The sequence below is a fragment of the Amycolatopsis sp. NPDC005961 genome, from assembly GCF_040629235.1.
GTDB classification, from domain to species: Bacteria; Actinomycetota; Actinomycetes; order Mycobacteriales; family Pseudonocardiaceae; genus Amycolatopsis; species Amycolatopsis camponoti.
Window position 1 is genome coordinate 108,751 of record NZ_JBEXVF010000023.1, and the last position, 21,481, is coordinate 130,231.

The following is a 21,481-nucleotide window of genomic DNA, read 5'->3' on the forward strand; positions in this document are numbered from 1 at the left end:
TCATTGCTTTCACCCGTTGTTCGTTGCGCAATCCACCCGTCACACCCACGAAACACTGCGTGCCGGTTGACGAGCGTATCGGTAAGTCGTAGCTTACCGTTCGTGGCGACTTACGGAAGCGACCAGCTGGCCGCGCTGGCCGACCCGTCGCGGCGCGCGATCGTCGAAGCGCTCCGCGCCGGGCCCCGCGCGGTCGGCGAGCTGGCCGCGGACCTGCCGATCAGCCGCCCGGCCGTCTCCCAGCACCTCAAGGTGCTCAAGGAAGCCGGCCTGGTCGCGGACCGGGCCGAGGGCACGAAGCGGCTCTACCGCCTCGAGCCCAACGGCATCGCCGCGGTGCGCGCCTACCTCGACCGGATGTGGTCGGACGCGCTGCGCTCGTTCGCCGAGTACGCCGAGTACGCCGAATCCACCGAACCCACCGAAGAGGAGCAGTCATGACCCTGGAGCCGATCCGCAAGACGATCACCGTCGCCTGCTCGCGCGAGCACGCGTTCAAGACCTACACCGAGGCCTTCGACAGCTGGTGGCCGCGCGAGCACCACATCGGAGAGGGCGATCTGGCCGAGGCCGTCCTGGAGCCCAAGGAGGGCGGGCGCTGGTACGAGAAGACCGTGGACGGCGCCGAGTGCCAGTGGGGCGAGGTGCTCGTCTGGGAGCCACCCGCCCGGGTGGTCCTGTCGTGGCGGATCGACGGCGACTGGAAGGTGGACCCGGATCCCGCGCACGCCAGCGAGATCGACGTCCGGTTCATCGAGGAAGGACCCCGCAGCACGCGCGTCGAGCTGGAGCACCGGAACTTCGAGCGGCACGGGGAAACCGCGGAGAAGGTCCGCGACGGCGTCTCCAGCGACGGCGGACACGGCGGGCTGCTGAAATTGTTCGCCGAGAAAGCCGCCGCCTGAGCGGGTAGCTTCGCGGGATGGCGAAGAAGGACGAAGGAAGCCGGGTCCGGGACGCGCTGCGCGTCGGCGCGGAGCTGCCGGACCCGGGCTCCACCCCGGTGGGGCCCGGCAAGAAGGCCAAGGCGCTCGCCAAGTTCGAAGGCGCCGGCGAGCGGCTGTCCGGGCTGCAGGAGGCGCTCTACGCCGAGGGCGTCGGCGGCGGACGGCGCAGCGTCCTGCTCGTGCTGCAGGGCATGGACACCTCGGGCAAGGGCGGCACTGTCTCGCACGTGCTCGGCCTGGTGAACCCGATGGGTGTGCACTACGCCGCGTTCAAGAAGCCCACCGCGGCCGAGCGGCGCCACCACTACCTGTGGCGGATCCGCAAGCAGCTGCCCACGCCCGGCCAGATCGGCGTCTTCGACCGCTCGCACTACGAGGACATCCTGGTCCCGCGCGTGACCGGGCTGCTGACCGCGGCCGAGCGCCGCCGCCGCTACGGCGAGATCAACGCCTTCGAGCAGGAGCTGACGGACACGGGCACGACCGTCGTCAAGGTCTTCCTGCACATCTCGCCGGAGGAGCAGCTCAGGCGGCTGAAGGCCCGGCTGGAGACACCCGAGAAGCGCTGGAAGTACAACCCGGGCGACCTCGAAGCCCGCTCGCACTGGCCGGCCTACCAGGAGGCCTACGCCGACATCTTCAAGAAGACGTCGACCGCCCACGCCCCCTGGTACGTCGTGCCCGCCGACCACAAGTGGTACCGGAACTGGGCGGTCGCCGAACTGCTGATCGAGACCCTCACGGAGCTGAAGCCGGAGTTCCCGGAGCCGGACTACGACGTCGCCGAAGAGCTGGCGAAGCTGAAGGGTGTTGGCGTCCCGTCGTGACCGTCTGAAAGAGTGCGGACGTGACCGATGTCGACGACCTCCCGTTCCTCCGCAAGCAGGCCCGGACCCAGCGCTTCACCCTCGGCGCGCCCAAGGAGTTCCGGGTCGCCCCGGACGCCTCGCGCGTGCTGTTCCTGCGCGCGGAGTCGGGCACCGACCCCCGGCACAGCCTCTGGTCGGCCGATCTCGCGACCGGCGCCGAGACGAAGCTCGTCGACGCCGTCGAGCTGCTGCCCGGTGAAGAGCAGCTGCCGGCCGAGGAGCGGGCGCGCCGCGAACGCGCCCGCGAGGCCGGCGGCGGCGTCGTCCACTACAGCGTCGACGCCGGCTTCACGGTCGCCGCGTTCTCACTCTCGGGCAAGCTCTACACCCTCGATCTTGCGTCCGGCGAGGTGACGCTGCGCGTCGACGGCTCGGTGATCGACCCGCGCCCGAACCCGGCCGGCACGCACGTCGCGTACGTGCAGGACCGGCGGCTGCACGTCCTGGAGCTGGCGACCGGCGACGACCGCGTGCTCGTCGAGGAGGACGGCGAAGACATCGCCTGGGGGCTCGCCGAGTTCATCGCCGCCGAGGAGATGGACCGCACCCGCGGCTACTGGTGGGCCCCGGACGGCCGCAGCGTCCTGGCCGAGCGCTCCGACCGCGGCCCGGTGCCGCGCTGGACCATCGCCGACCCGGCCAACCCGCAGAACCCCGCGAACGTCGTCGCCTACCCGGCCGCGGGCACCACGAACGCGCTCGTGTCTTTGGCCGTGCTCGGCCTGGACGGGTCCCGCGTGGACGTCGCGCCCGGCGAGTGGGAGTACCTGGCCTCGGTGCACTGGTCGGCGGGCGGCGCGCCGCTGCTGGCCGTGGAGCCGCGCGACCAGAAGCGGATGGACGTCCTCGCCCTCGACGTCACCGACGGCTCGACGTCGGTCGTGCACACCGCGTCCGACCAGCACTGGATCGACATCGTCGGCGGCGTCCCGGCGTGGACGCCCGACGGCCGCCTGGTCACCGAGGGCATGGTCGACGGCGACCACCGGCTCTTCGTCGGCGGCGAGGCCGTCACCCCGGCCGGGCTGCAGCTGCGGGCCGTGCTCGACGTCGGCGACGAGATCCTCTTCAGCGCTTCCGAGGACGACCCGACGCAGATCCACGTGTTCCGCACGGAAGGCGCGTCGATCCGCCGCCTGTCCACTGTGGACGGCGTGCACGTGGGGTCCGGCTCCGCCGCGGTCACCGTGGTGTCGTCGTGGAGCCTCGACCACAGCGGGCCGCGCGTCTCGGTGCTGCGGGACGGCGCGCCGGTGGCGTCGATCGAGTCGTCCACTGTGGACCCGGACATCGTGCCGAACCTGACCTGGCTGACGCTGGGGGAGCGCGGCCTGCGCGCGGCGCTGCTCCTGCCGCGCGGCTACGAGCCGAGCGAGGGCAAACTGCCGGTGCTGCTCGACCCGTACGGCGGCCCGCACGCCCAGCGCGTGCTCCAGAGCCGCAACGCGTTCCTGACGTCGCAGTGGCTGGCCGACCAGGGTTTCGCGGTGCTCGTCGCGGACGGCCGGGGCACGCCCGGCCGCGGCGCGGTGTGGGAGCGCGAGGTCCACGGCCGGCTCGCCGATGTCACGCTGCAGGACCAGGTGGACGCGTTACAGGCGGCGGCAGCGTCTCATCCCGAACTGGATCTGGAGCGCGTCGCGATTCGCGGCTGGTCGTACGGCGGGTACCTGTCGGCGCTGGCCGTGCTGCGCCGGCCGGACGTCTTCCACGTGGCGGTCGCGGGTGCGCCGGTCACCGACTGGTCGCTGTACGACACGCACTACACCGAGCGGTACCTGGGCAAGCCGCAGGACGAGGTCGAGAGCTACGCGCACAACTCGCTGATCGAGAGCGCGGCGGAGCTGAGCCGCGCGCTGCTGATCGTGCACGGGCTGGCCGACGACAACGTGTTCGTCGCGCACTCGCTGAGGCTGTCGTCGGCGCTGCTGGCGAAGGGGCGGCCGCACGTCTTCCTGCCGCTGGCGGGGGCCACCCACATGACACCGCAGGCCGAAGAGGTCGCGGAGAACCTGATGCGCACGCAGGTGGACTGGCTGCTGCGCGAGCTTTCCGCCGTGGACAAGGAGAACGCATGAGTCGCTGGGGCCTCACGATCCCGCTCACCGGGGTGCCGCTGACGGCGCACCGCGAGCTGGTCGAGCAGCTGCCGGACCTGGGCTACACCGACGCGTGGACGGCGGAGACGGCGGGTACCGACGCGTTCACGCCGTTGGTCCTGGCTTCGCAGTGGGCGCCCCAGCTGCGGCTGGGCACGGCGATCGTCCCGGTGTACACGCGCGGGCCGGGCCTGCTGGCGATGCAGGCGGCGACGGTCGCGGAGCTGGCTCCCGGCCGGTTCGTGCTCGGCATCGGCGCGTCGTCGCCGGTGATCGTCACGAACTGGAACGCCGCTCCGTTCGAAGAGCCGTTCGCGCGGTCGCGGGACACCTTGCGGTTCCTGCGTTCCGCGCTGGCGGGGGAGAAGGTCAGCGAGAAGTACGAAACGTTCGCCGTCTCGAAGTTCCGGCTGGAGCGCCCGGCCGACCCGCCGCCGTCGATCATGCTGGCGGCCCTGCGCCCGGGCATGCTTCGCCTGGCCGCGCGCGAGGCGGACGGCGCGATCACGAACTGGCTGGCGGCTTCGGACGTGCCGAAGGTGCGCTCGGTGATCGGTCCGGACGTCGAGCTGGCGGCCCGGATCTTCGTGTGCCCGACGGAGGACGCGGAAGCGGCGCGTGGCTTGGGCCGCATGCTGATCTCGAGCTACCTGACGGTCCCGGTGTACGCGGCGTTCCACGAGTGGCTGGGTCGCGGTTCGCAGTTGGCGCCCATGCACGAAGCGTGGGCCGCCGGTGACCGGCAGAAGGCGAACCAGGTGATCCCGGACTCGGTCGTCGACGAGCTGGTGATCCACGGCAGCGTGGAGTCGTGCCGCGAGCAGGTCCAGTCCTATGTGGACAACGGGCTGACGACGCCGATCATCGCGCTGCTGCCGACGGGCGGGGATCCGTTCGAGCAGGTTCGCGGGCTGGCGCCGCGCTGACGCGGTCGTGAGTGGGAAACAGGGTCAGAACACTGTTTCCCACTCACGACCAGAGTGCGGTGGCGAGCAGCAGGCCGAGCGCGCCGGAAGCCAGGCCCGCGACCACCGTCGCCACGACGTTCAGCACCGCGTACAGCCGCGTCTTCTCCAGGAACAGGCGCACGGTCTCGTAGCCGAACGTCGAGAACGTCGTCAGCCCGCCGCAGAAACCCACCGCCACCAGCGCGCGCACCGACGACGGCTCCGCGCCGTGCAGGAGCCAGCCGCTCAGGAAGCCCAGGATGAACGAGCCCACGACGTTCACCGTCAGCGTCCCGAACGGGAACGGCGAATCCCGCCACGACTGCACCCGCCGGTCGGTCAGGTAGCGCAGGATCGAGCCCGCCGCCCCGCCGAGGGCCACCAGGACCAGGGTCACCCGGTCCGCCCCACGTGGCGGACCACCTCGACCTGGTCGAGCGTCACCAGGCCCTCGCCGATCAGCTCGTCCAGCTGCGGCAGGAACGCCCGCAGCTTCTCCTCCGCGTCGATGATCACGATCACCATCGGCAGGTCCTCCGACAGCGACAGGATCCGCGTGGTGTGGATGAGCGACGACGCGCCGTAGCCCTCGACCCCGCGAAGCACCGAGGCGCCGGCCAGCCCGGCGTCGCGGGCCCGGCGGACGATCTCGTGGTAGAGCGGCTTGTGGTGCCAGTGGTCGTCTTCGCCGACGTAGATCGTGAGGCGGGTGGCCGGTCCTTCCATCAGCGTCCCTTCCGGATCGCGCGGGTCGCCGTCAGGCCGGCGGTCACCGCGGCCAGGCAGAGCACCAGCGACGCCAGCACGTAGGCGAACGAAGCCAGTATCCGCCCGGTCGTCGCCGCGTCGAGGGTGTCGGTCACGAACGTGGAGAACGTCGTGAAGCCGCCGAGGATCCCGACGCCGAGGAACGGCCGGAGCAGGTGGTGCGGGCGCGCGGTGGTCGTCAGGAAGGCCATCAGGACACCGATGAGCAGGCAGCCGAGCGCGTTGGTGAGCAGCGTCGCGACGGCGAACTCCCCGCGGGCGTGCGGAACCGCCACCGACAGGCCGTACCGGGCGAGGCTGCCCAGCGCGCCGCCGGCGCCGATCGCGAGCAGGACGTCCCACCGGGTCGCGGGCACGCTGATCACCTCCCGCGCCGAACCTACCCCGGCGGTGATCCGCGCACCGGGCCCGGCGTAACGACCGTCTTCGTGACGGCGACTCCAGCGGGCGTACCGCGCCGACGGACCGCTGGGAGCCGCGTTGTCGAAAGAAGGTTTCTACACGAGGCTGGGGGCCATCGCCGCGGTCGTCGCGCTGGTCCCGGCCTACTTGGCCATTGCGGGGGACCGGCACTGGCCGCCCTTCTCCGCCGTCCCGGGCGTGGCTCAGCCCGCCTCGCCCGGTACATCAGTCACCGAGTCCGCTCGTCCGGCTCCGGCTCCAGCACCCGACGACGCCGCTACCGACCTCGCCGGCTTCGTGACCGGCTACTACCGCTCGATGCCGGACACCGAAGCCGGCTGGCCGCTGATCGGCCCGAACCTCCGCGGCCGGGGCCGCGCGAGCTACGACCGGTTCTGGGGCCGCTACAGCAGCGCGGAGGTCCTGGGCGCACCCTCGGTCCGGGACAGTCAAGTGACGGTGCGCATCGCCTTGCACCCGCGCGACGGCAGCGCGCAGCTGATCGAACGGCACGTCCTGACGGTCATCCGCTACGACGGCGGCCTCCGCATCGACGCCGACGAATACCTCGGCCGAGGCTGAGCACGGTCCGATAACGGTTCGTACCCACCCTGTTACGCACCGCATGATCATGCCGACTCCCCGCCCAACCAACCCTGGAGACCTCGTGGGCAAACCGGACGAGTACTTCCCGTTCGAACTCCAAACCGACTCCGGCGCGATCGGGCTCGTCGACGAATTCTGCGACGGCCCCTTCGGCCGGCTCCACTACCTCCGCAGCCCGGACCGCGACGGCACCCACGTCACCGTCTTCCTGCACGGCGTCGCCAACGACTGGACCACCTGGACGCCCGTCCTGCGGATCGCCGCCGCCCGCGGGCCCACACTCGGGGACGTCCTGCTCATCGACCTGCCCGGGTTCGGGGAGTCCGAGAACCTCAAGGACCACCTGGAAAGCCGGGAAGTCGGGAACCTCGTCGTCGGTCTCGTCGAACGGCTCGGGTACCGGACCCTGGGAATCGTCGGGCACTCCATGGGCGGCTTCCTCGCGCTCGACATGGCCAGCAAGCACCCGGACATCGTCACCTCGGTGCGGCTCGTCGCCGGCGCCTACTTCTCCGTCATCCGGACCGTGCAGAACCCGTGGTCCAGCCTGCTCGCACGACGGACCGTCGCGGCCGCCTACTTCTCGCAGAGCGCGCTCGCGATGCTCGGGCCGGCCGGGCTGCGGGCCTTCGCCCTCCTGGGCCGGGTCCGGCTGCTGCCGCTCACCCTGCGCGGGACGCTGGCCTACCCGTGGCACGCCGACCGGACGTTCCTCGATCGGCTCGCGCTCGGCATGCGGCCGCGGTCCTTCCTGCTCGCCGCGCAGAACGGGGTCGGCTACCGGCCCGACGTCGAATGGCGGCGCATCCACTGCCCGCTGATCGCCGTCTTCGGCGTGAAGGACAAGCTCGTCCCCGTCGAGGACATGGTTGCGCTCCGGCGGGTCTGTGAGCACGCCGAAACCCACCTGATCGACAGCTGCGCTCACTTCCCGCACGTCGAAATGCCCGAGCTCGCCTTCAAGTACCTTTTCGGCACGCGGGAAGCCGGATGAGCACCCGGCCGTTCGCTCCCAGCCGTCCGGTCGCCGAGCTGCTGCTCGTCCTCGGCGTGCCCGCCGCGATGATCTACATGGCGATCTCCTCGGCGGTGCACGGAAACTTCGCCGCGCCCGGCTGCGGGCCGGGACGCATCCTCGCGCTCACCCTGTTCGGGCCGGACAAGCAGGGCCTGACCTGCTTCCGGCTGCCCTTCACCGCCGACCTGCCCAGCCTCGGCCTCGGCTTGACGTCCGAGACCGCCGTCGTGCTGTACCTGCTGCTGGTCCGGCGGCTGCGGAACCTGGACGTCGTCCTGGCCCACGCCGAGACCGGGATCTTCGGCCCGGACCAGCTGACGCAGGAGCCGATGAAGTCGCGCTACGCCGCCTTCGTCGCCAAGCTCCGCGTCTCCGAGCCCCGCCAGCTCCTCCTGCTCGTCGGCGTCGTGGCGGTGGGAATCTGGTTCTACGTCAACGCTTCCCAGAACAACCACGTCTTCAAGGCGCTGGCGAACGTCCAGGGCGTCGCGCACCCCGATGCCGCCCTCCAGGACGGCTACCGGCTTTCGTGGTGGGCGCGTTGGGAAACCGATCCCGCGATGGCGATCCTGTGGATCATCGTGGGGTCGATCGGGACGTACTTCGCCAGCAGGCAGGCCTACCTCTACTTCCACCTCGCCCGGCTGTTCCGGGAAGCCCCGAAGCTGATGGTGTTCCACCACGTGCCGGCCCGGATCGACCGCGACCACGGCTGGCGCCCGGTCGGCAGGCTCGTCGGGTACGCCTACTTTTCGCTGCTGTCGTTCGTGTGCTCGCTGATCGTGCTGATCTACATCATGCGCGACCCGGACGCGGCGGTCGGCTACCGCGTTTTCGTCAACGTCCTCCTCGCGACGGTCGCGGTCGTCGGCATGGTGCTCAACGTCGCGATGGTGACGACCTTGCGCCGCGGCGTCGCCCACGTCTACGAGACGACGCTGCGGGACAAGATCATCGCGTTGAACTCCGACAGCGACGACGCGGAGAAGGCCGGCGACCCCTTGGCGGCGCGGACGATCCGGCTCGAAGCCGGCTATCTCGTCGGTGACTCCGGCTACCCGGTGCGCGGCCGCGCGCTGCGGTTCGCCTCACTCATCTCCGGCCTGATCCCCGTCGTCAAGCTGTCGCACGACGTCCTCAACCTCTACTTCTAGTCACGCCGGGCGGATGTTCTGGTTGACGTGGAACACGTTGTCCGGGTCGTACCGCCGCTTGACCGCCGCCAGCCGGTCGTAGTTCGCGCCGTACGAAGCCCGGACCCGGTCCTGGCCCTCCTCCATCATGAAGTTGACGTACGCCCCGCCGGCCGAAGTCGGGTGCAGTTCCTCCCAGTAATCGCGCGTCCACCGGGAAATGTCCTCGGCGCGCGAAGGGGACGGGTCCACCCCCACGATCACGCCCGACCAGCCGCCGGAGCGGTGCGGGAACGCCGTCGCGTCCGGTGCCACCCGGCTCGCCGCTCCGTCGATCGGGTACAGGTGCATCGACGAGTGCATCGACGGCAGCCGGGAGCCGTACTTGACGTGGATGTCGATCGCCGCGTCGGAGATCTCGTGGAACACGTCCGCGCGCCAGTACCACTGCAGCCCGGCCGGGTACAGCGCGTCGAACGCCCCCTGCAACGCCGTGTACGGCATCTCCTGCAGGCCGACCAGCAACGGCGAACCGAACGTGCGCACCGGTGCCAGCACCTCGTCGGCCTTGTCGTGCGCTCCCGTGTAGCACCAGACGATGCCGCACGCCTTGCGTCCCCACAGCTCCTCCGGGAACGGCGGTGCCGGCGGGATCGTCAGCAGGCCGAACCAGCCGTTCAGCTCTTCGGGCAGGGACGGCAGCAGCTCGCGGTACCAGCGCAGCACGTCCGGGGTGTCGCCCAGGTCGTACAGCACCGGCCCGCCGATCACGACGCCGCACTCGCCGATCTCGTGGCAGCGGAAGGTGAACGACGTGACGACGCCGAAGTTGCCGCCCCCGCCGCGCAGGGCCCAGAACAGGTCGCTGTGCGAAGACTCCGAAGCGTGCACGAACGACCCGTCCGCGAGGACGACGTCCGCGCCGAGCAGGTTGTCGATCGTCAGGCCGAACCGCCGGGCCAGGTAGCCGATGCCGCCGCCGAGCGTCAGGCCCGCGACGCCGGTGGACCCGACGATGCCCGACGGCGTCGCCATCCCGAACGCCACCGTGGCGTGGTCGACGTCGCCCCAGGTGCACCCGGCGTCGGCGCGGACGGTGTGGTTCACCGGGTCGACGGTGGTGCTGCGCAGCCCGGACAGGTCGATGACCAGCGCGTCGTCGGCGACGCCGAGGCCGCCGGCGTTGTGGCCGCCGCCCCGCACGGCGAGGTCCAGGCCGTGTGCGCGCCCGTAGCGGACGCAGGCGACGACGTCGGCGGTGTCGCGGCAGTAGGCGATCGCCGCGGGCCGCTTGTCGATCATGGCGTTGTAGACGGCACGGGCTTCGTCGTAGCCCGGGTCGGCCGGCGTGACGAGGTCGCCGCGCAGCGCGGTGGCCAGTTCCTCGTGCGGCAAAGCGGTGGTGGTCATGGTGCCCCTCTCGGATTTCCCGGTACCCGAGCAGAACGTAGGCACGCGGCGTTCGCGCAGCGTTCGGTCCGTTCGCCGCAGCTCAGGACGGGGACCGAACGCCGTGACACCCGGGGGCTCCGCCACCCGGGTCCCCGAAAGCGCGGAGGTCGGCCTCCGCCCGCCGCAGCAGGGCGACGCTGCCCTGGGCCCGCGCCAGCTCCGCGGCCGCCCGCAGGCGGGGCACCGGGTCGGGGTCGTGGGCCGCCCGCAGCCGCAGCACCTCGGGCAGCCACCAGCGGTCGTCGCGGGCCTCCCCGGCGGCGAGCGCGGCGTCCAGCGTCGCGCGGGCCGCCGCCGGCCCCGACAGCTCGGCGACCAGCGTCAGCCAGTACGGCATCCGGGCGAACGAACCCTCGGCCTTCAGGTGCGCGACGCCCTCCTGCGCCGCGGCCAGCCCGGCCGCCCCGCCGCGGGACCAGCCGCCCAGCACCAGCGCCCACTCCCGGTAGTACGCGAACCCGTACCGGTCGCACAGGTCGTGCAGCTCGGTGACCACCTCCCACAGCGCCCGCCGGTCGCGGCGCATCTGGTGGGTCATCCCGGCGTACGCCAGCGCGATGGCCAGGCTGTACGGCTGCTCGATCCCGCGGGCGACGGCGATCGCGGCGGCACTGCTCGCCACGGCCGCGTCGTCGTGGCCGAGCAGCCAGTGGGCGTGTGCCGCCCACGCGGGCCCGTGCACGTCCGGCCGGGTCCCGATCGGCCACGACGACGCGCCGCGCGTGCGTTCCGCGCCCACCTCGAAGTGCCGCAGCGCCTCGGCCGGGTCGTGCCCGAGGCTCAGCGACGAGCCCGCGACGATGAAGTGCGCCGAGCCGTCCTGTTCGGCGCTCGTCCCGGGGGCCAGCAGCGAGAGGGCGCGTTCGGCCGCTTCGTGCGCCTCCGCCGTCCGGCCCTGGACGAACCGGGACGACCACAGTTCGAGCAGGACCGTCAGCGCGGACTCCTTGTTGCCGGAAGACTCCGCGAGCGCGAGCGACCGTTCCAGGACGTGCTGCAGCTCGGGGGAGGAGTACCCGTGGTGGGCGTTGAGCGGCCCGGCGAGCGCTTCGAGGACGGCCAGCTCCGCACGGTCGCGGTTGCCGCTCGCCGGGCGCGCGCGGACGAGGTCGAGGGCCTTCTTCAGCAGCCGGATGGCCTCGGCGTGGGCGAACGTCCCGGCGGCGACGGCCGCGGCCCGCCGGTAGTGGGCGACGGCGCGGTCGGGCCGGCCGCCGCGGGCGTACTGCTCGGCCAGCTGCGCCGCGACGGCGTCGGTGTCGTCGGCGTGCAGCAGCTCCATGCCCTGGGCCAGGCGCCGGTGCAGCAGCCACCGCCTCGGCGGGCTGACCTGCTGGTAGGCGGCCTCGCGGAGCAGGTCGTGGGTGAAGTCGTAGCCGCCGCCGAACTCGCGCACGATCCGGCGGCGCCACAGCTCGTCGACCGCGTCGACGACGGTGTCCGCGTCGAGGTCGCTCGCCTCGGTGAGCAGCTCCAGGGTGAAGTCCCGGCCGGCCGCGGCGGCGAGCCCGGCGACCTCGCGGGCCGCCGGGCCCGGCTGTTCGAGCCGCGCCCGCAGCACGCCGGTCAGGCGACCGGACGGCGGGGAATCGTTGGTGCGCAGGGCCTCCACGACGTACAGCGGATATCCGCCGGTGGCCGCGTGCAGCAGCGTGCGGTCCGAAGTGGACAGTGGACGCCCGGCCACCGCTTCGCCGAGGTGCGCGGTGCCGTCGGCGTCGAACGGGCGCAGCGGCAGCTCGGTCAGCTTGCCGTCGTCGCGCAGCTGGGCGGTCCAGGCCGCCACGCCGGGGTCGAGGTCGCCGTCGCGCAGCGTCCCGGCGACCAGCAGCGGCGCGTCCGGCAGGAGCCCGAGGCAGAAGGCGAGGAACGCGCCCGTCTCCTCGTCGCACCACTGCACGTTGTCCAGCACCAGCAGGACGGGCCGCCCGCCGGCCGTGAGCGCGCGGGCCAGCCCTTCGAAGAACCGCAGGCGCTGCCACGCGTCGACCGTGGGATGCCCGCGCGCGGCCGGACGCGCGGCCGGAAGCAGCCGGTCGACCTCGGTCCGCCACACCGGGTCCAGCGACGCGGCGGCTCGCTGCACCGCGGGCGTGCGCAGCCATTCGGCCACCGGCGCCAGCGCGACCCGTCCCGGCGTGCCGTAACAGCGGCCGGCGGCGACGACCGCGCCCTCCGCACGGGCCAGCGCGGCCAGCTCGGCGACCAGCCGCGTCTTGCCGACCCCGGCGTCACCGCGCACGAGGACGACCCCGGCGCGGCCGGCCGCCGCGGCACGCCACGCGTCGCCGAGGCGCGCCAGCTCGCCGGCCCGGCCGACGAGGCCGGGCGCGGCCGCCCGGCGGGGTTCGGGGTCCGGCCGGGCGAGCAGCCGGCGCAGCGCCGCGCGGGTCGGCTCGGCCGGGACGACGCCCAGCTCGCGTTCGAGGACCGACGCGCACCGGTGGTACGTGCTCACCGCGCCCGCCCGGTCGCCGGCGTCGGCCTGCAGCCCCATCAGCGTCCGGTAGCCGGTCTCCTCCAGCGGGCGCAGCCGGATCCGGAGCCGGGCCGCGGCGAGCGCGACGGCCGGGTCGCCGGCCGGGGTCCGGCAGAGCAGGTCGCACAGTTCCACGCATTGACGCTCCAGCTCGGCGCGGGCCGCCAGGACCCAGTCGTCGGCCAGGCCCGGCAGCAGCTCGCCGCGGTAGGCCGCGAGGGCGGCCCGCGCGTGGGCGACGACGTCACCGGGGTCCGACGCGCTCAGGGCGGCCCGGCGGGCGAGGTCGAACTCCCGCACGTCGACGCGGCTCGACGGGGTGTCCCGCCAGCACAGGTCGCGCGCAGTGACGGCCAGCGAGGGCAGTTCGCCCAGCACGCGGCGCAGCTGGTGCAGCTCGCGACGGAGATTGGTCAGGGCCTGCGCGTCGGTGGAGTCCGGCCAGAACAGCCCCGCGATCAGCCGCCGCGGCTGCGCCAGCCCGGCGTGGACGACGAGGTGGGCCACGAGCGCGACCGACCGCGGCGACCGCGTCAGCACGGCGCCGGTCTCGTCGTCGGCGATCACCTGCTCGCCCAGCAGCGACACCCGCAGCATCCGGTCACGCTAGCCCCGAGACGGGTTCGCGCGCGGATCTTCACCGGCCGGGGGTTGCGCCGGGGCGCCCGGGTGCGCAGGCTCGACGTCGTGAGCGAGCACGAGTACGACCTCATCGTCATCGGTTCGGGCCCCGGGGGCCAGAAGGCCGCGATCGCCGCGGCGAAGCTGGGCAAGCGGGTGGCGGTCGTGGACCGGCACGACATGGTCGGCGGGGTGTGCGTCAACACCGGCACGATCCCGTCCAAGACGCTGCGCGAAGCGGTGCTCTACCTGACCGGCATGAACCAGCGCGAGCTGTACGGCGCGAGCTACCGCGTCAAGCAGGACATCACGATCGCCGACCTGCTGGCGCGCACCCAGCACGTCGTCGGGCGCGAGGTCCAGGTGGTGCGCGCGCAGCTGATGCGCAACCACGTCGACCTGATCGCCGGCACCGGCTCGTTCGCCGACCCGCACACGATCGTCGTCGACGGCAAGCACGCCGGCGACCGCCGCACGCTGAGCGCGGACTACGTCGTGATCGCCACCGGCACCCGCCCCGCGCGGCCGGCGCACGTCGACTTCGACGCCGCCCGCGTGCTCGACTCCGACGAGATCCTGCGGCTCGAGCAGATCCCGTCGTCGCTGGTCGTGGTCGGCGCGGGCGTGATCGGCATCGAGTACGCGTCGATGTTCGCCGCGCTCGGCTCGCGGGTCACCGTGGTGGAGCAGCGCGACCAGATGCTCGACTTCTGCGACCCGGAGATCGTGGAGTCGCTGAAGTTCCAGCTGCGCGACCTCGGCGTGACGTTCCGCTTCGGCGAGAAGGTCGCGGACGTCGCGGTGTCCGAGGACGCGACGATCACGACGCTGGTGAGCGGCAAGCGCATCCCGGCCGACGGCGTCATGTATTCCGCGGGCCGCCAGGGCATGACGGGCGAGCTGGCCCTGGACGCGGCGGGCCTGAAGGCGGACGAGCGCGGCAGGCTCGTGGTCGACGAGAACTACCGCACCGAGGTCCCGCACGTGTACGCGGTCGGCGACGTGATCGGCTTCCCGGCCCTGGCGGCGACGTCGATGGACCAGGGCAGGCTCGCGGCGTACCACGCGTTCGGCGAGCCGGCGAACGGCCTGGGCGCGCTGCAGCCGATCGGGATCTACACGATCCCGGAGATCTCGTACGTCGGCGCGACGGAGGCCCAGCTGACCTCGTCGGCGGTGCCGTACGAGGTCGGCATCGCGCGCTACCGCGAGCTGGCGCGCGGGCAGATCACCGGCGACAGCTACGGGATGCTGAAGCTCCTGGTGTCCACTTCGGACCGCAAGCTCCTGGGCGTCCACGTGTTCGGCACGGGCGCGACGGACCTGGTCCACATCGGACAGGCGGTGATGGGCTGTGGCGGCACGGTCGACTACCTGGTCGACGCGGTGTTCAACTACCCGACGCTGTCGGAGGCGTACAAGGTGGCCGCGCTGGACGCGACCAACAAGATCCGCGCCTTGGACCGCTTCACGGCCTGAGCGGTGGCGCGCCGGGTGACTCGTGCGGGACGTCGGAGTTCCCGGATGAGTCACCCGCGACGTTCGGGTCCCTCCGCCGACTGGTCGGCCGTGTCAGCCGGGCGGAGACGCCGCGGCACGCGCGAGACTTCTCGACGTCGTCTTCCGCCGAAACACTTGGCGTAGGTCGTCTCGACTTCGAGCGCGTCGACGGCCGGAGCCCCGCGGCACCGCCGGGGTCACGGCAGGCCGACCCGGGAGGCTTGGCCAAGCCCGGATGGCGACCGGCACAAGCCCCAGGAGTCACAGCAGCACCAGCCGGATTCGCCTGCGGCGAACCGGTTTGACACTCGACTAGAACATATGTTCGACTGGCGACGTGCGATGGGATCGGCAGCGAGCGGGGGAGGGTGAGCCGGCACTGCCCGGGCTGGAAGGCCTGGTGCGGTCCGTGCGGTCACCGGAGTTCGACGGCGTCACCTTTCACGAGGTGCACGCCCGCTCGGTGCTGAACAAGGTGCCTGCCGGGTCCGGGGTGCCCTTCGGCTGGACCGTCAACCCCTACCGCGGCTGCTCCCACGCCTGCACCTACTGCCTCGAAGGCGGCACCAAGATCCTCCTGGCGGACGGCCGCACCCGGGCGCTGTCCGAGCTGAAGGTCGGCGACGAGATCTACGGCACCCGCGGCCACGGCGCGTCCCGGCGGCTGGTGCCGACCCGGGTCGAAGCCCACTGGACGACCCTGCGCGCCGCCTACCGGGTGACGCTCGAAGACGGCACCCGGCTCGTCGCCGGCGGGGACCACCGGTTCCTCACGAGCAAGGGCTGGAAGCACGTCACCGGCACCAAGTTCGGCGCCGCGCAGCGGCCGCACCTGGAGCCCGGCGCCGAACTGATCGGCGTCGGCCGGTTCGAGCCCACGCCGGACGAAACGCTCGGGTACCGCGCCGGCTACCTCTGCGGGATGCTGCGCTCCGGCGGGTTCGCCGCGGAACCGGACGCCGCCACGCGCGCCCTCGAGTACCTGCCCGACTTCGGGGCGTCCGTCGGGTTCCTCAAGGTGCCGCCGGAGCCGGACGCGCACTGGCAGCGCGGGTTCCTCGCCGGTCTCTTCGACATCGCGGGCGACTACGGCCGCGGCGTCCTCGCCGTAGCGCACGACGAACCCGAGATCGTCGAGGCCTTCGCCGGCGCGCTCACCCGCTTCGGCTTCGCGCACCAGATCGACGAGGTGCCGAAGTTCCCCGCCCGCCAGGAGGTCCGGCTGCTCGGCGGCACGTCCGAGGTGCTGCGGTTCCTGCACGTGAGCAACCCGGCCGTCGGGTGGAAGCGGTCGCTGGACGGCGCGGTGATCGGTGCGAGCCGCCGCCGCGTCGAGGCGATCGAGCCGCTGGGCCTGCAGCTGCCGCTGTTCGACATCACCACCGGCACCGGCGACTTCATCGCCGACGGCATGGTGTCCCACAACTGCTTCGCCCGGAACACCCACACGTACCTGGACTTCGACGCGGGCCACGACTTCGACACCCAGGTGGTGGTGAAGGTCAACGCCCCGGAGGTGCTGGCGGCGCAGCTGAAACGGCCGTCGTGGCGGCGGGAGCACGTCGCGATGGGCACGAACACGGACCCGTACCAGCGCGCGGAGGGCCGCTACCGGCTGATGCCGGGGATCATCACGGCCCTGGCCCGCTCCGGCACGCCGTTGTCGGTGCTGACGAAGGGCACCGTGCTGGCGCGCGACCTGCCGCTGCTGCAGGACGTCTCCGCCGACGTGCCGGTCAGCCTGGCGGTGTCGATCGCCCTGCTCGACCGCGAGCTGCAGCACCGCCTCGAACCCGGCACGCCGAGCCCGCAGGCGCGGCTGGAGCTGGTCCGCAAGGCCCGCGACGCCGGGCTGCCGTGCTCGGTGCTGGTGGCGCCGGTGCTGCCGTGGCTGACGGACTCGGCCGAAGCCCTCGACGCGCTGTTCGCCCGGCTGGCCGAGGTGGGGGCGACGAGCGCGACGGTGATCCCGCTGCACCTGCGCCCGGGCGCGCGGGAGTGGTTCGGCCGCTGGCTGGCGGGCGCGTACCCGGCGCTCGTGCCGCGGTACCGGGAGCTGTACGCGCGAGGGAGCTACGTGCAGAAGGCGTACCGGGAGCGGCTCGGGGAGCGGGTGGCCCCGTTGCTGCGCCGGCATGGACTGGCCCCGAAGACGGGATACGAGGCCCGGAGCCCGGAGCCGCTGCCCGAGCCGCCCCCGGAGGCGCCGGTCGTGGAGCAGCTCCGCCTCCTCTGACTCTGAGGCTCCGGCGCGGTGAGCCGGGAGAGGCCGTGCTTCGGAACGGGCCCGGCCACCGCGACGGTCCTTTGTGGACTACCGTCGCCCGCGGTGCGTGATCATCCGCCGGGCCGCCGTGTGGGTGAAGCTGTCACCCGGACCGCCGCCGGACACGGTCCGGCTCCCCCGTTCGCCGTAGTCCCGACCCGATTGCGCCACCGTGTCGCGCCCTTGCGGAAAAATGTCCGATCGTGTCGTTGTCGCCCCACCTCACCGACGCCTAACGTCGAAGGGATCGATGCGGAAGGGAGAGCGGTGATGACGACCTCGCAGACCGACCGGGTCGCGGCCGCCCGGCTCGCGTGGGCCGCCCTGAAGCTGACCCGGGCTGGCCGGCACCCCGTGAGCGTCGACCGGCTGGCCGCGACCGTCGGCGTCGCCCCGGTCGAGGCGCGCCGGCTCGTCGAGCTGATCGGCTTCACCCTGCACCGCGACCTCGTCAGCACCGGACCCGCGCCGCGCGGGGCCCACCACCGGCTCCAGCCGGCCGAAGGCACCCTCGGCGCCGGCCCCGACGGCACCGTCGACATGTTCCTGCTGGCCATCGCCACCGGCGAGCGCGTGCACGCCGCCGCGACCTGCCCGGTCACCGGCACGCGCATCCAGATCGAGCTCACCGCGCACGCGATCGTGCAGGCCGACCCGCCGACGGCCGTCGTCGCCGCGGTCGACCTGGGCTTCGGCCTCGAACGCGCCGACGCGATGGCGTGCGCCGGCCAGCCCTTCTTCGCCTCCGCCTCGGCGGCCGCCGGCTGGGTCGTCACCCACCCCGGCGGGCGGATCTACCAGGTCGGCGCCTACCTGGCCCAGGCCCACCGGCTGGTCGCCGCGCTGGAGGCCCGCCCGAAGTACGTGCTCTGACCACCGCGCGACCCAACCCTGCCGACGTCGTACGCTGTGACGTTCGGGGCTGCGCCCCGAACCGGGGGCTCCGCCACCCGGACCCCCTCAAGCGCCGGGTGTTCGTTAGCCTTTCCGGGCAGCGATAACCCCAGGTCGAAGGAGAGCAGTCGCAGTGCTCCGCACTCACAACGCCGGCACCCTGCGTGCCGAGCACGCCGGACAGACCGTCACCCTCACCGGATGGGTGGCCCGGCGGCGCGATCACGGTGGCGTCATCTTCATCGACCTGCGTGATGCCAGCGGCGTCGCCCAGGTCGTCTTCCGCGAGGGCGAGATGGCCGAGCGCGCGCACGCGCTGCGCTCCGAGTTCTGCGTGAAGATCGTCGGCGAGGTCGCGAAGCGCCCCGAGGGCAACGCGAACGCCGAGATCCCCACCGGCGAGATCGAGGTCCTCGCGACCCAGCTCGAGGTGCTGTCGGAGTCCGCGCCGCTGCCGTTCCCGATCGACGACCGCGTCGACGTCGGCGAAGAGGTCCGCCTCAAGCACCGCTACCTCGACCTGCGCCGCAGCGGCCCGGCCGCGGCCATGCGCCTGCGCAGCGCGGTCAGCCGCGCCGCGCGCGAGGTGCTGCACGCCCAGGACTTCGTCGAGATCGAAACCCCGACGTTGACCCGCTCGACCCCCGAAGGCGCGCGCGACTTCCTGGTGCCCGCCCGACTCAAGCCCGGCTCCTGGTACGCGCTGCCGCAGTCGCCGCAGCTGTTCAAGCAGCTGCTCATGGTGGGCGGCATGGAGCGGTACTACCAGATCGCGCGCTGCTACCGGGACGAGGACTTCCGCGCCGACCGCCAGCCGGAGTTCACCCAGCTCGACATCGAGATGAGCTTCGTCGAGCAGGACGACGTCATCGCGCTCGGCGAGGACATCGTGTCCGCGCTGTGGAAGCTGATCGGGCACGAGATCCCGCGGCCCATCCCGCGCATCACCTACCACGAGGCGATGGCCAAGTACGGCTCGGACAAGCCGGACCTGCGCTTCGACCTCGAGATCACCGACATGACGGAGTTCTTCGCCGACACGCCGTTCCGCGTGTTCCAGGCGCCCTACGTCGGCGCGGTCGTGATGGCCGGCGGCGCGAGCCAGCCGCGTCGTCAGCTCGACGCGTGGCAGGAGTGGGCGAAGCAGCGCGGCGCGCGCGGCCTCGCGTACATCCTCGTCAACGAGGACGGCACGCTCGGCGGCCCGGTCGCGAAGAACCTGTCCGAGACCGAGCGCGAGAACGTCGCGGCCGCGGCGGGCGCCCAGGCCGGCGACTGCATCTTCTTCTCCGCCGGCAAGGCCGCCAGCACGCAGCCGCTGCTCGGCGCCGCGCGCGACGAGATCGGCAAGCGCCTCGGCCTGATCGACGAGGACGCCTGGTCGTTCGTGTGGGTCGTCGACGCCCCGCTGTTCGCGCCGGTCGAGGACATCGGTGACGACGTCGCCGTCGGTTCCGGCAAGTGGACCGCCGTGCACCACGCCTTCACCTCGCCGACGCCGGAGTGGATCGAGAAGTTCGAGTCCGACCCGGGCAACGCGCTCGCCTACGCCTACGACATCGTCTGCAACGGCAACGAGATCGGTGGCGGGTCGATCCGTATCCACCAGGGCGACGTCCAGAAGCGCGTCTTCAGCCTGATGGGCCTCGGCGAGGAGGAGGCGCAGGAGAAGTTCGGCTTCCTGCTCGACGCCTTCGCCTTCGGGCCGCCGCCGCACGGCGGCATCGCGTTCGGCTGGGACCGCATCGTCATGCTGCTGGCCAAGGCCGACTCGCTGCGTGACGTCATCGCGTTCCCGAAGACCGGCGGCGGCTACGACCCGCTGACCGCGGCGCCGGCGCCGATCACGGCGCAGCAGCGCAAGGAGGCCGGCATCGACGCGAAGCCGGCCGCGCCCCCGCAGAACTAGTGCTGCACCTCAGGGCCGTGTGCCCGCCGGACAAGACCGCCGAGGCGCTCGACATCCTGCGGGCACACGCCGGGACGGCGCACCTGATCGTGCACCGCGGCGCCGCCGTGTCGCCGGAGGGCGACCTGGTCGAGGCCGACATCGCGCGGGAAGCGGCGGACGAGATCCTCGCGGCGCTGTGCGTGCTCGAGCTCGACCACACCGGCGGCATCACGCTCGAATCCCTCGACACGGCGCTCTCGGACGCCGCCGACCAGGCGGAAGAGGCCGCGCCCGGTGAAGGCGCGGACGCCGTCGTGTGGGAGGAGCTGGTCGCCCGTACGGGCGAGGAGTCGCGGCTCAACGTGACGTTCCTGGCGTTCCTCACCATCGCCTGCCTGCTGGCGGCGGCCGGTGTGCTGACGGACTCCGCCGTGACGATCGTCGGCGCGATGGTCGTCGGCCCGGAGTTCGGGCCGCTGGCCGCACTGGCGGTGGGGCTGGTGCTGCGCCGCTGGGACCTCGTCCGGCTGGCGGGTGGCGCTCTCGGCGTCGGCTTCCCGCTGGCCATGGTCGTCACGCTCGGCGGCGCGCTGCTGGTGCGCGTCACCGACGTGTTCGGCGAGCGGGCGTTCGAGCTGAAGCAGCACAACGAGGTCGACTTCGTGTTCTCCGTCGGCGTTCCGTCGCTGGTCGTGGCGATGCTCGCCGGCGCGGCCGGGATGCTCGCGATGACGTCGGCGAAGTCGGCCGCGCTCGTGGGCGTCTTCATCTCCGTCACGACGGTGCCGGCCGCCGGGTACGCGGTCGTCGCCGCCGTGGCGGGGGAGTGGAGCCGGTGCGTCCAATCGGTGGGTCAGCTGCTCGTCAACCTTCTCGGAATCGTTGCAGCAGCGGCCATTGTGTTGATCGTGCGCCGGAATGGGCAACGTTCACCGGTGGGGATGCGTCCGCTTTCACAGGGATGACCCCGTCCGGGCCGGGGGCTCCTTCTTGTCCGGATGTCAGTAGTCATGGTTGCTCAGTCACGAGTAGGGTCGGTGACAATGACAGTCGACACCTCCTCCACCGGCGATGCTGGGGTCGGGGCAGGAGCCGAGCACCTTGCCGTCGCCGCGGCCGTCGCGGCGGGCGAGTCCGTTCTTTCGCGCCGGTTCGGCAGTGCGATCACGCTGGTCGCGCCGGAAGACCTCGCGGGGAGCGGGCCGGCCACGGTGGTCCGGGCGAGGGTGGTGTCGTCGTCCTTCGCGCTGCCGCGCACGCTCGTCATCAAGCACTACCCCGACCAGCCGTCCTCGGGTGCCGACCCGTTCGCCCAGGAGGCGGTCAGCTACCAGCTGTTCACGGCGCTGGCGCCGGACGAGCGGATGTGCCCGGAGCTGCTCGCCCACGACGGCCGAGACCGCGTGCTGGTGCTGGAGGACCTCGGCCGCACGCCGACGCTGGAGGACAAGCTCTACGCCCGCGACTCCCGCGCGGCCGAGCGCGCGCTGCTGTCGTGGGCCCGTTCCCTGGGCCGGCTGCACGCGAGCACGGCGGGGCGCGAAGCCGACTTCAACGCGCTGCTGCGGCGGCTGGGAGGCCCGGCGAAG

At 72.4% G+C, this 21,481-nt stretch carries 18 protein-coding genes and 1 pseudogene; 14 read left to right on the forward strand and 5 right to left on the reverse strand.

Features of this window, described 5'->3' with window-relative positions:
* Positions 1-102 precede the first annotated feature (102 nt).
* The 5 genes from ABZ342_RS22190 to ABZ342_RS22210 are packed head-to-tail and all read left to right on the forward strand — an operon-like array spanning position 103 to position 4,841.
* Complete coding sequence (locus tag ABZ342_RS22190) at positions 103-441, forward strand: metalloregulator ArsR/SmtB family transcription factor (RefSeq protein ID WP_360475979.1); 339 nt, start codon at positions 103-105, stop codon at positions 439-441.
* Entirely contained in the window at positions 438-905 is a 468-nt protein-coding gene (locus ABZ342_RS22195) for an SRPBCC family protein (protein ID WP_360475982.1), read from the forward strand. Before ABZ342_RS22190 ends, ABZ342_RS22195 begins: the two co-directional genes overlap by 4 nt.
* A gap of 17 nt (positions 906-922) precedes the next feature.
* Positions 923-1,774, forward strand: a complete 852-nt coding sequence (locus tag ABZ342_RS22200; RefSeq protein ID WP_360475985.1) for a PPK2 family polyphosphate kinase — start codon at positions 923-925, stop codon at positions 1,772-1,774.
* Between the two features lie 20 nt (positions 1,775-1,794).
* Entirely contained in the window at positions 1,795-3,894 is a 2,100-nt protein-coding gene (locus tag ABZ342_RS22205; RefSeq protein ID WP_360475988.1) for a prolyl oligopeptidase family serine peptidase, read from the forward strand.
* Positions 3,891-4,841 (forward strand): LLM class F420-dependent oxidoreductase, encoded by a 951-nt coding sequence (locus ABZ342_RS22210; protein ID WP_360475991.1) that lies wholly within the window; start codon positions 3,891-3,893, stop codon positions 4,839-4,841. Before ABZ342_RS22205 ends, ABZ342_RS22210 begins: the two co-directional genes overlap by 4 nt.
* Before the next feature lie 43 nt (positions 4,842-4,884).
* Here ABZ342_RS22210 and crcB read toward each other — a convergent pair whose 3' ends face one another.
* The 3 genes from crcB to ABZ342_RS22225 are packed head-to-tail and all read right to left on the reverse strand — an operon-like array spanning position 4,885 to position 5,995.
* Positions 4,885-5,259 carry a fluoride efflux transporter CrcB gene (gene crcB / locus ABZ342_RS22215; RefSeq protein ID WP_360475994.1) on the reverse strand — a complete coding sequence of 125 codons (375 nt, stop codon included), beginning with the start codon at positions 5,257-5,259 and terminating at the stop codon, positions 4,885-4,887.
* A complete protein-coding gene (locus ABZ342_RS22220; protein ID WP_155542355.1) occupies positions 5,256-5,588 on the reverse strand; it encodes a DUF190 domain-containing protein in 333 nt (110 codons plus the stop codon). Before ABZ342_RS22220 ends, crcB begins: the two co-directional genes overlap by 4 nt.
* Positions 5,588-5,995: a CrcB family protein gene (locus ABZ342_RS22225; protein ID WP_155542356.1), complete on the reverse strand. Its 408-nt coding sequence runs from the start codon at positions 5,993-5,995 to the stop codon at positions 5,588-5,590. Before ABZ342_RS22225 ends, ABZ342_RS22220 begins: the two co-directional genes overlap by 1 nt.
* A 115-nt stretch (positions 5,996-6,110) precedes the next feature.
* On the opposite strand from ABZ342_RS22225, the gene ABZ342_RS22230 reads away from it, so the two are divergent.
* The 3 genes from ABZ342_RS22230 to ABZ342_RS22240 all read left to right on the forward strand — a co-directional run bounded on the left by ABZ342_RS22230 (position 6,111) and on the right by ABZ342_RS22240 (position 8,810).
* Positions 6,111-6,614, forward strand: coding sequence for a hypothetical protein (locus ABZ342_RS22230; protein ID WP_360475997.1), 504 nt, complete (start codon positions 6,111-6,113; stop codon positions 6,612-6,614).
* Between the two features lie 85 nt (positions 6,615-6,699).
* Positions 6,700-7,632 (forward strand): alpha/beta hydrolase, encoded by a 933-nt coding sequence (locus ABZ342_RS22235; protein ID WP_360476000.1) that lies wholly within the window; start codon positions 6,700-6,702, stop codon positions 7,630-7,632.
* Entirely contained in the window at positions 7,629-8,810 is a 1,182-nt protein-coding gene (locus tag ABZ342_RS22240; protein ID WP_360476003.1) for a hypothetical protein, read from the forward strand. The genes ABZ342_RS22235 and ABZ342_RS22240 overlap by 4 nt, the downstream gene beginning before the upstream one ends.
* On the opposite strand, the gene ABZ342_RS22245 is transcribed toward ABZ342_RS22240, so the two are convergent.
* Together ABZ342_RS22245 and ABZ342_RS22250 are read right to left on the reverse strand one after the other, a co-directional pair.
* On the reverse strand, positions 8,811-10,199 hold the full coding sequence (locus ABZ342_RS22245; protein WP_360476006.1) for an FAD-binding oxidoreductase: 1,389 nt from the start codon (positions 10,197-10,199) through the stop codon (positions 8,811-8,813).
* 82 nt (positions 10,200-10,281) lie between these two features.
* Positions 10,282-13,317 carry an AAA family ATPase gene (locus ABZ342_RS22250; protein ID WP_360476009.1) on the reverse strand — a complete coding sequence of 1,012 codons (3,036 nt, stop codon included), beginning with the start codon at positions 13,315-13,317 and terminating at the stop codon, positions 10,282-10,284.
* A gap of 90 nt (positions 13,318-13,407) precedes the next feature.
* Here ABZ342_RS22250 and sthA point away from each other — a divergent pair, with 90 nt between their 5' ends.
* The 6 genes and pseudogenes from sthA to ABZ342_RS22280 all read left to right on the forward strand — a co-directional run.
* A complete protein-coding gene (sthA, locus tag ABZ342_RS22255; RefSeq protein WP_360476012.1) occupies positions 13,408-14,820 on the forward strand; it encodes a Si-specific NAD(P)(+) transhydrogenase in 1,413 nt (470 codons plus the stop codon).
* A 358-nt stretch (positions 14,821-15,178) separates the two neighbouring features.
* Complete coding sequence (locus ABZ342_RS22260) at positions 15,179-17,077, forward strand: intein-containing Rv2578c family radical SAM protein (protein WP_360476015.1); 1,899 nt, start codon at positions 15,179-15,181, stop codon at positions 17,075-17,077.
* Positions 17,078-17,377: 300 nt separating this feature from the next.
* Complete coding sequence (gene merB / locus ABZ342_RS22265) at positions 17,378-17,980, forward strand: organomercurial lyase (RefSeq protein ID WP_155542360.1); 603 nt, start codon at positions 17,378-17,380, stop codon at positions 17,978-17,980.
* 154 nt (positions 17,981-18,134) lie between these two features.
* Complete coding sequence (gene aspS / locus ABZ342_RS22270) at positions 18,135-19,910, forward strand: aspartate--tRNA ligase (protein ID WP_360476018.1); 1,776 nt, start codon at positions 18,135-18,137, stop codon at positions 19,908-19,910.
* A complete protein-coding gene (locus tag ABZ342_RS22275; protein ID WP_360476021.1) occupies positions 19,910-20,857 on the forward strand; it encodes a DUF389 domain-containing protein in 948 nt (315 codons plus the stop codon). Before aspS ends, ABZ342_RS22275 begins: the two co-directional genes overlap by 1 nt.
* Positions 20,858-20,935: 78 nt before the next feature.
* A pseudogene (locus ABZ342_RS22280) lies at positions 20,936-21,481 on the forward strand (phosphotransferase); the annotation flags it as partial.

What these genes read in the sequence shown, in the direction of transcription:
- ABZ342_RS22200 (WP_360475985.1), top strand. Translation starts at nt 923, where the DNA reads ATGGCGAAGAAGGACGAAGGAAGCCGGGTCCGGGACGCGCTGCGCGTC.
- ABZ342_RS22250 (WP_360476009.1), bottom strand. Translation starts at nt 13,317, where the DNA reads ATGCTGCGGGTGTCGCTGCTGGGCGAGCAGGTGATCGCCGACGACGAG.
- merB (WP_155542360.1), top strand. Translation starts at nt 17,378, where the DNA reads ATGACGACCTCGCAGACCGACCGGGTCGCGGCCGCCCGGCTCGCGTGG.
- ABZ342_RS22195 (WP_360475982.1), top strand. Translation starts at nt 438, where the DNA reads ATGACCCTGGAGCCGATCCGCAAGACGATCACCGTCGCCTGCTCGCGC.
- ABZ342_RS22210 (WP_360475991.1), top strand. Translation starts at nt 3,891, where the DNA reads ATGAGTCGCTGGGGCCTCACGATCCCGCTCACCGGGGTGCCGCTGACG.
- ABZ342_RS22240 (WP_360476003.1), top strand. Translation starts at nt 7,629, where the DNA reads ATGAGCACCCGGCCGTTCGCTCCCAGCCGTCCGGTCGCCGAGCTGCTG.
- ABZ342_RS22245 (WP_360476006.1), bottom strand. Translation starts at nt 10,199, where the DNA reads ATGACCACCACCGCTTTGCCGCACGAGGAACTGGCCACCGCGCTGCGC.
- ABZ342_RS22220 (WP_155542355.1), bottom strand. Translation starts at nt 5,588, where the DNA reads ATGGAAGGACCGGCCACCCGCCTCACGATCTACGTCGGCGAAGACGAC.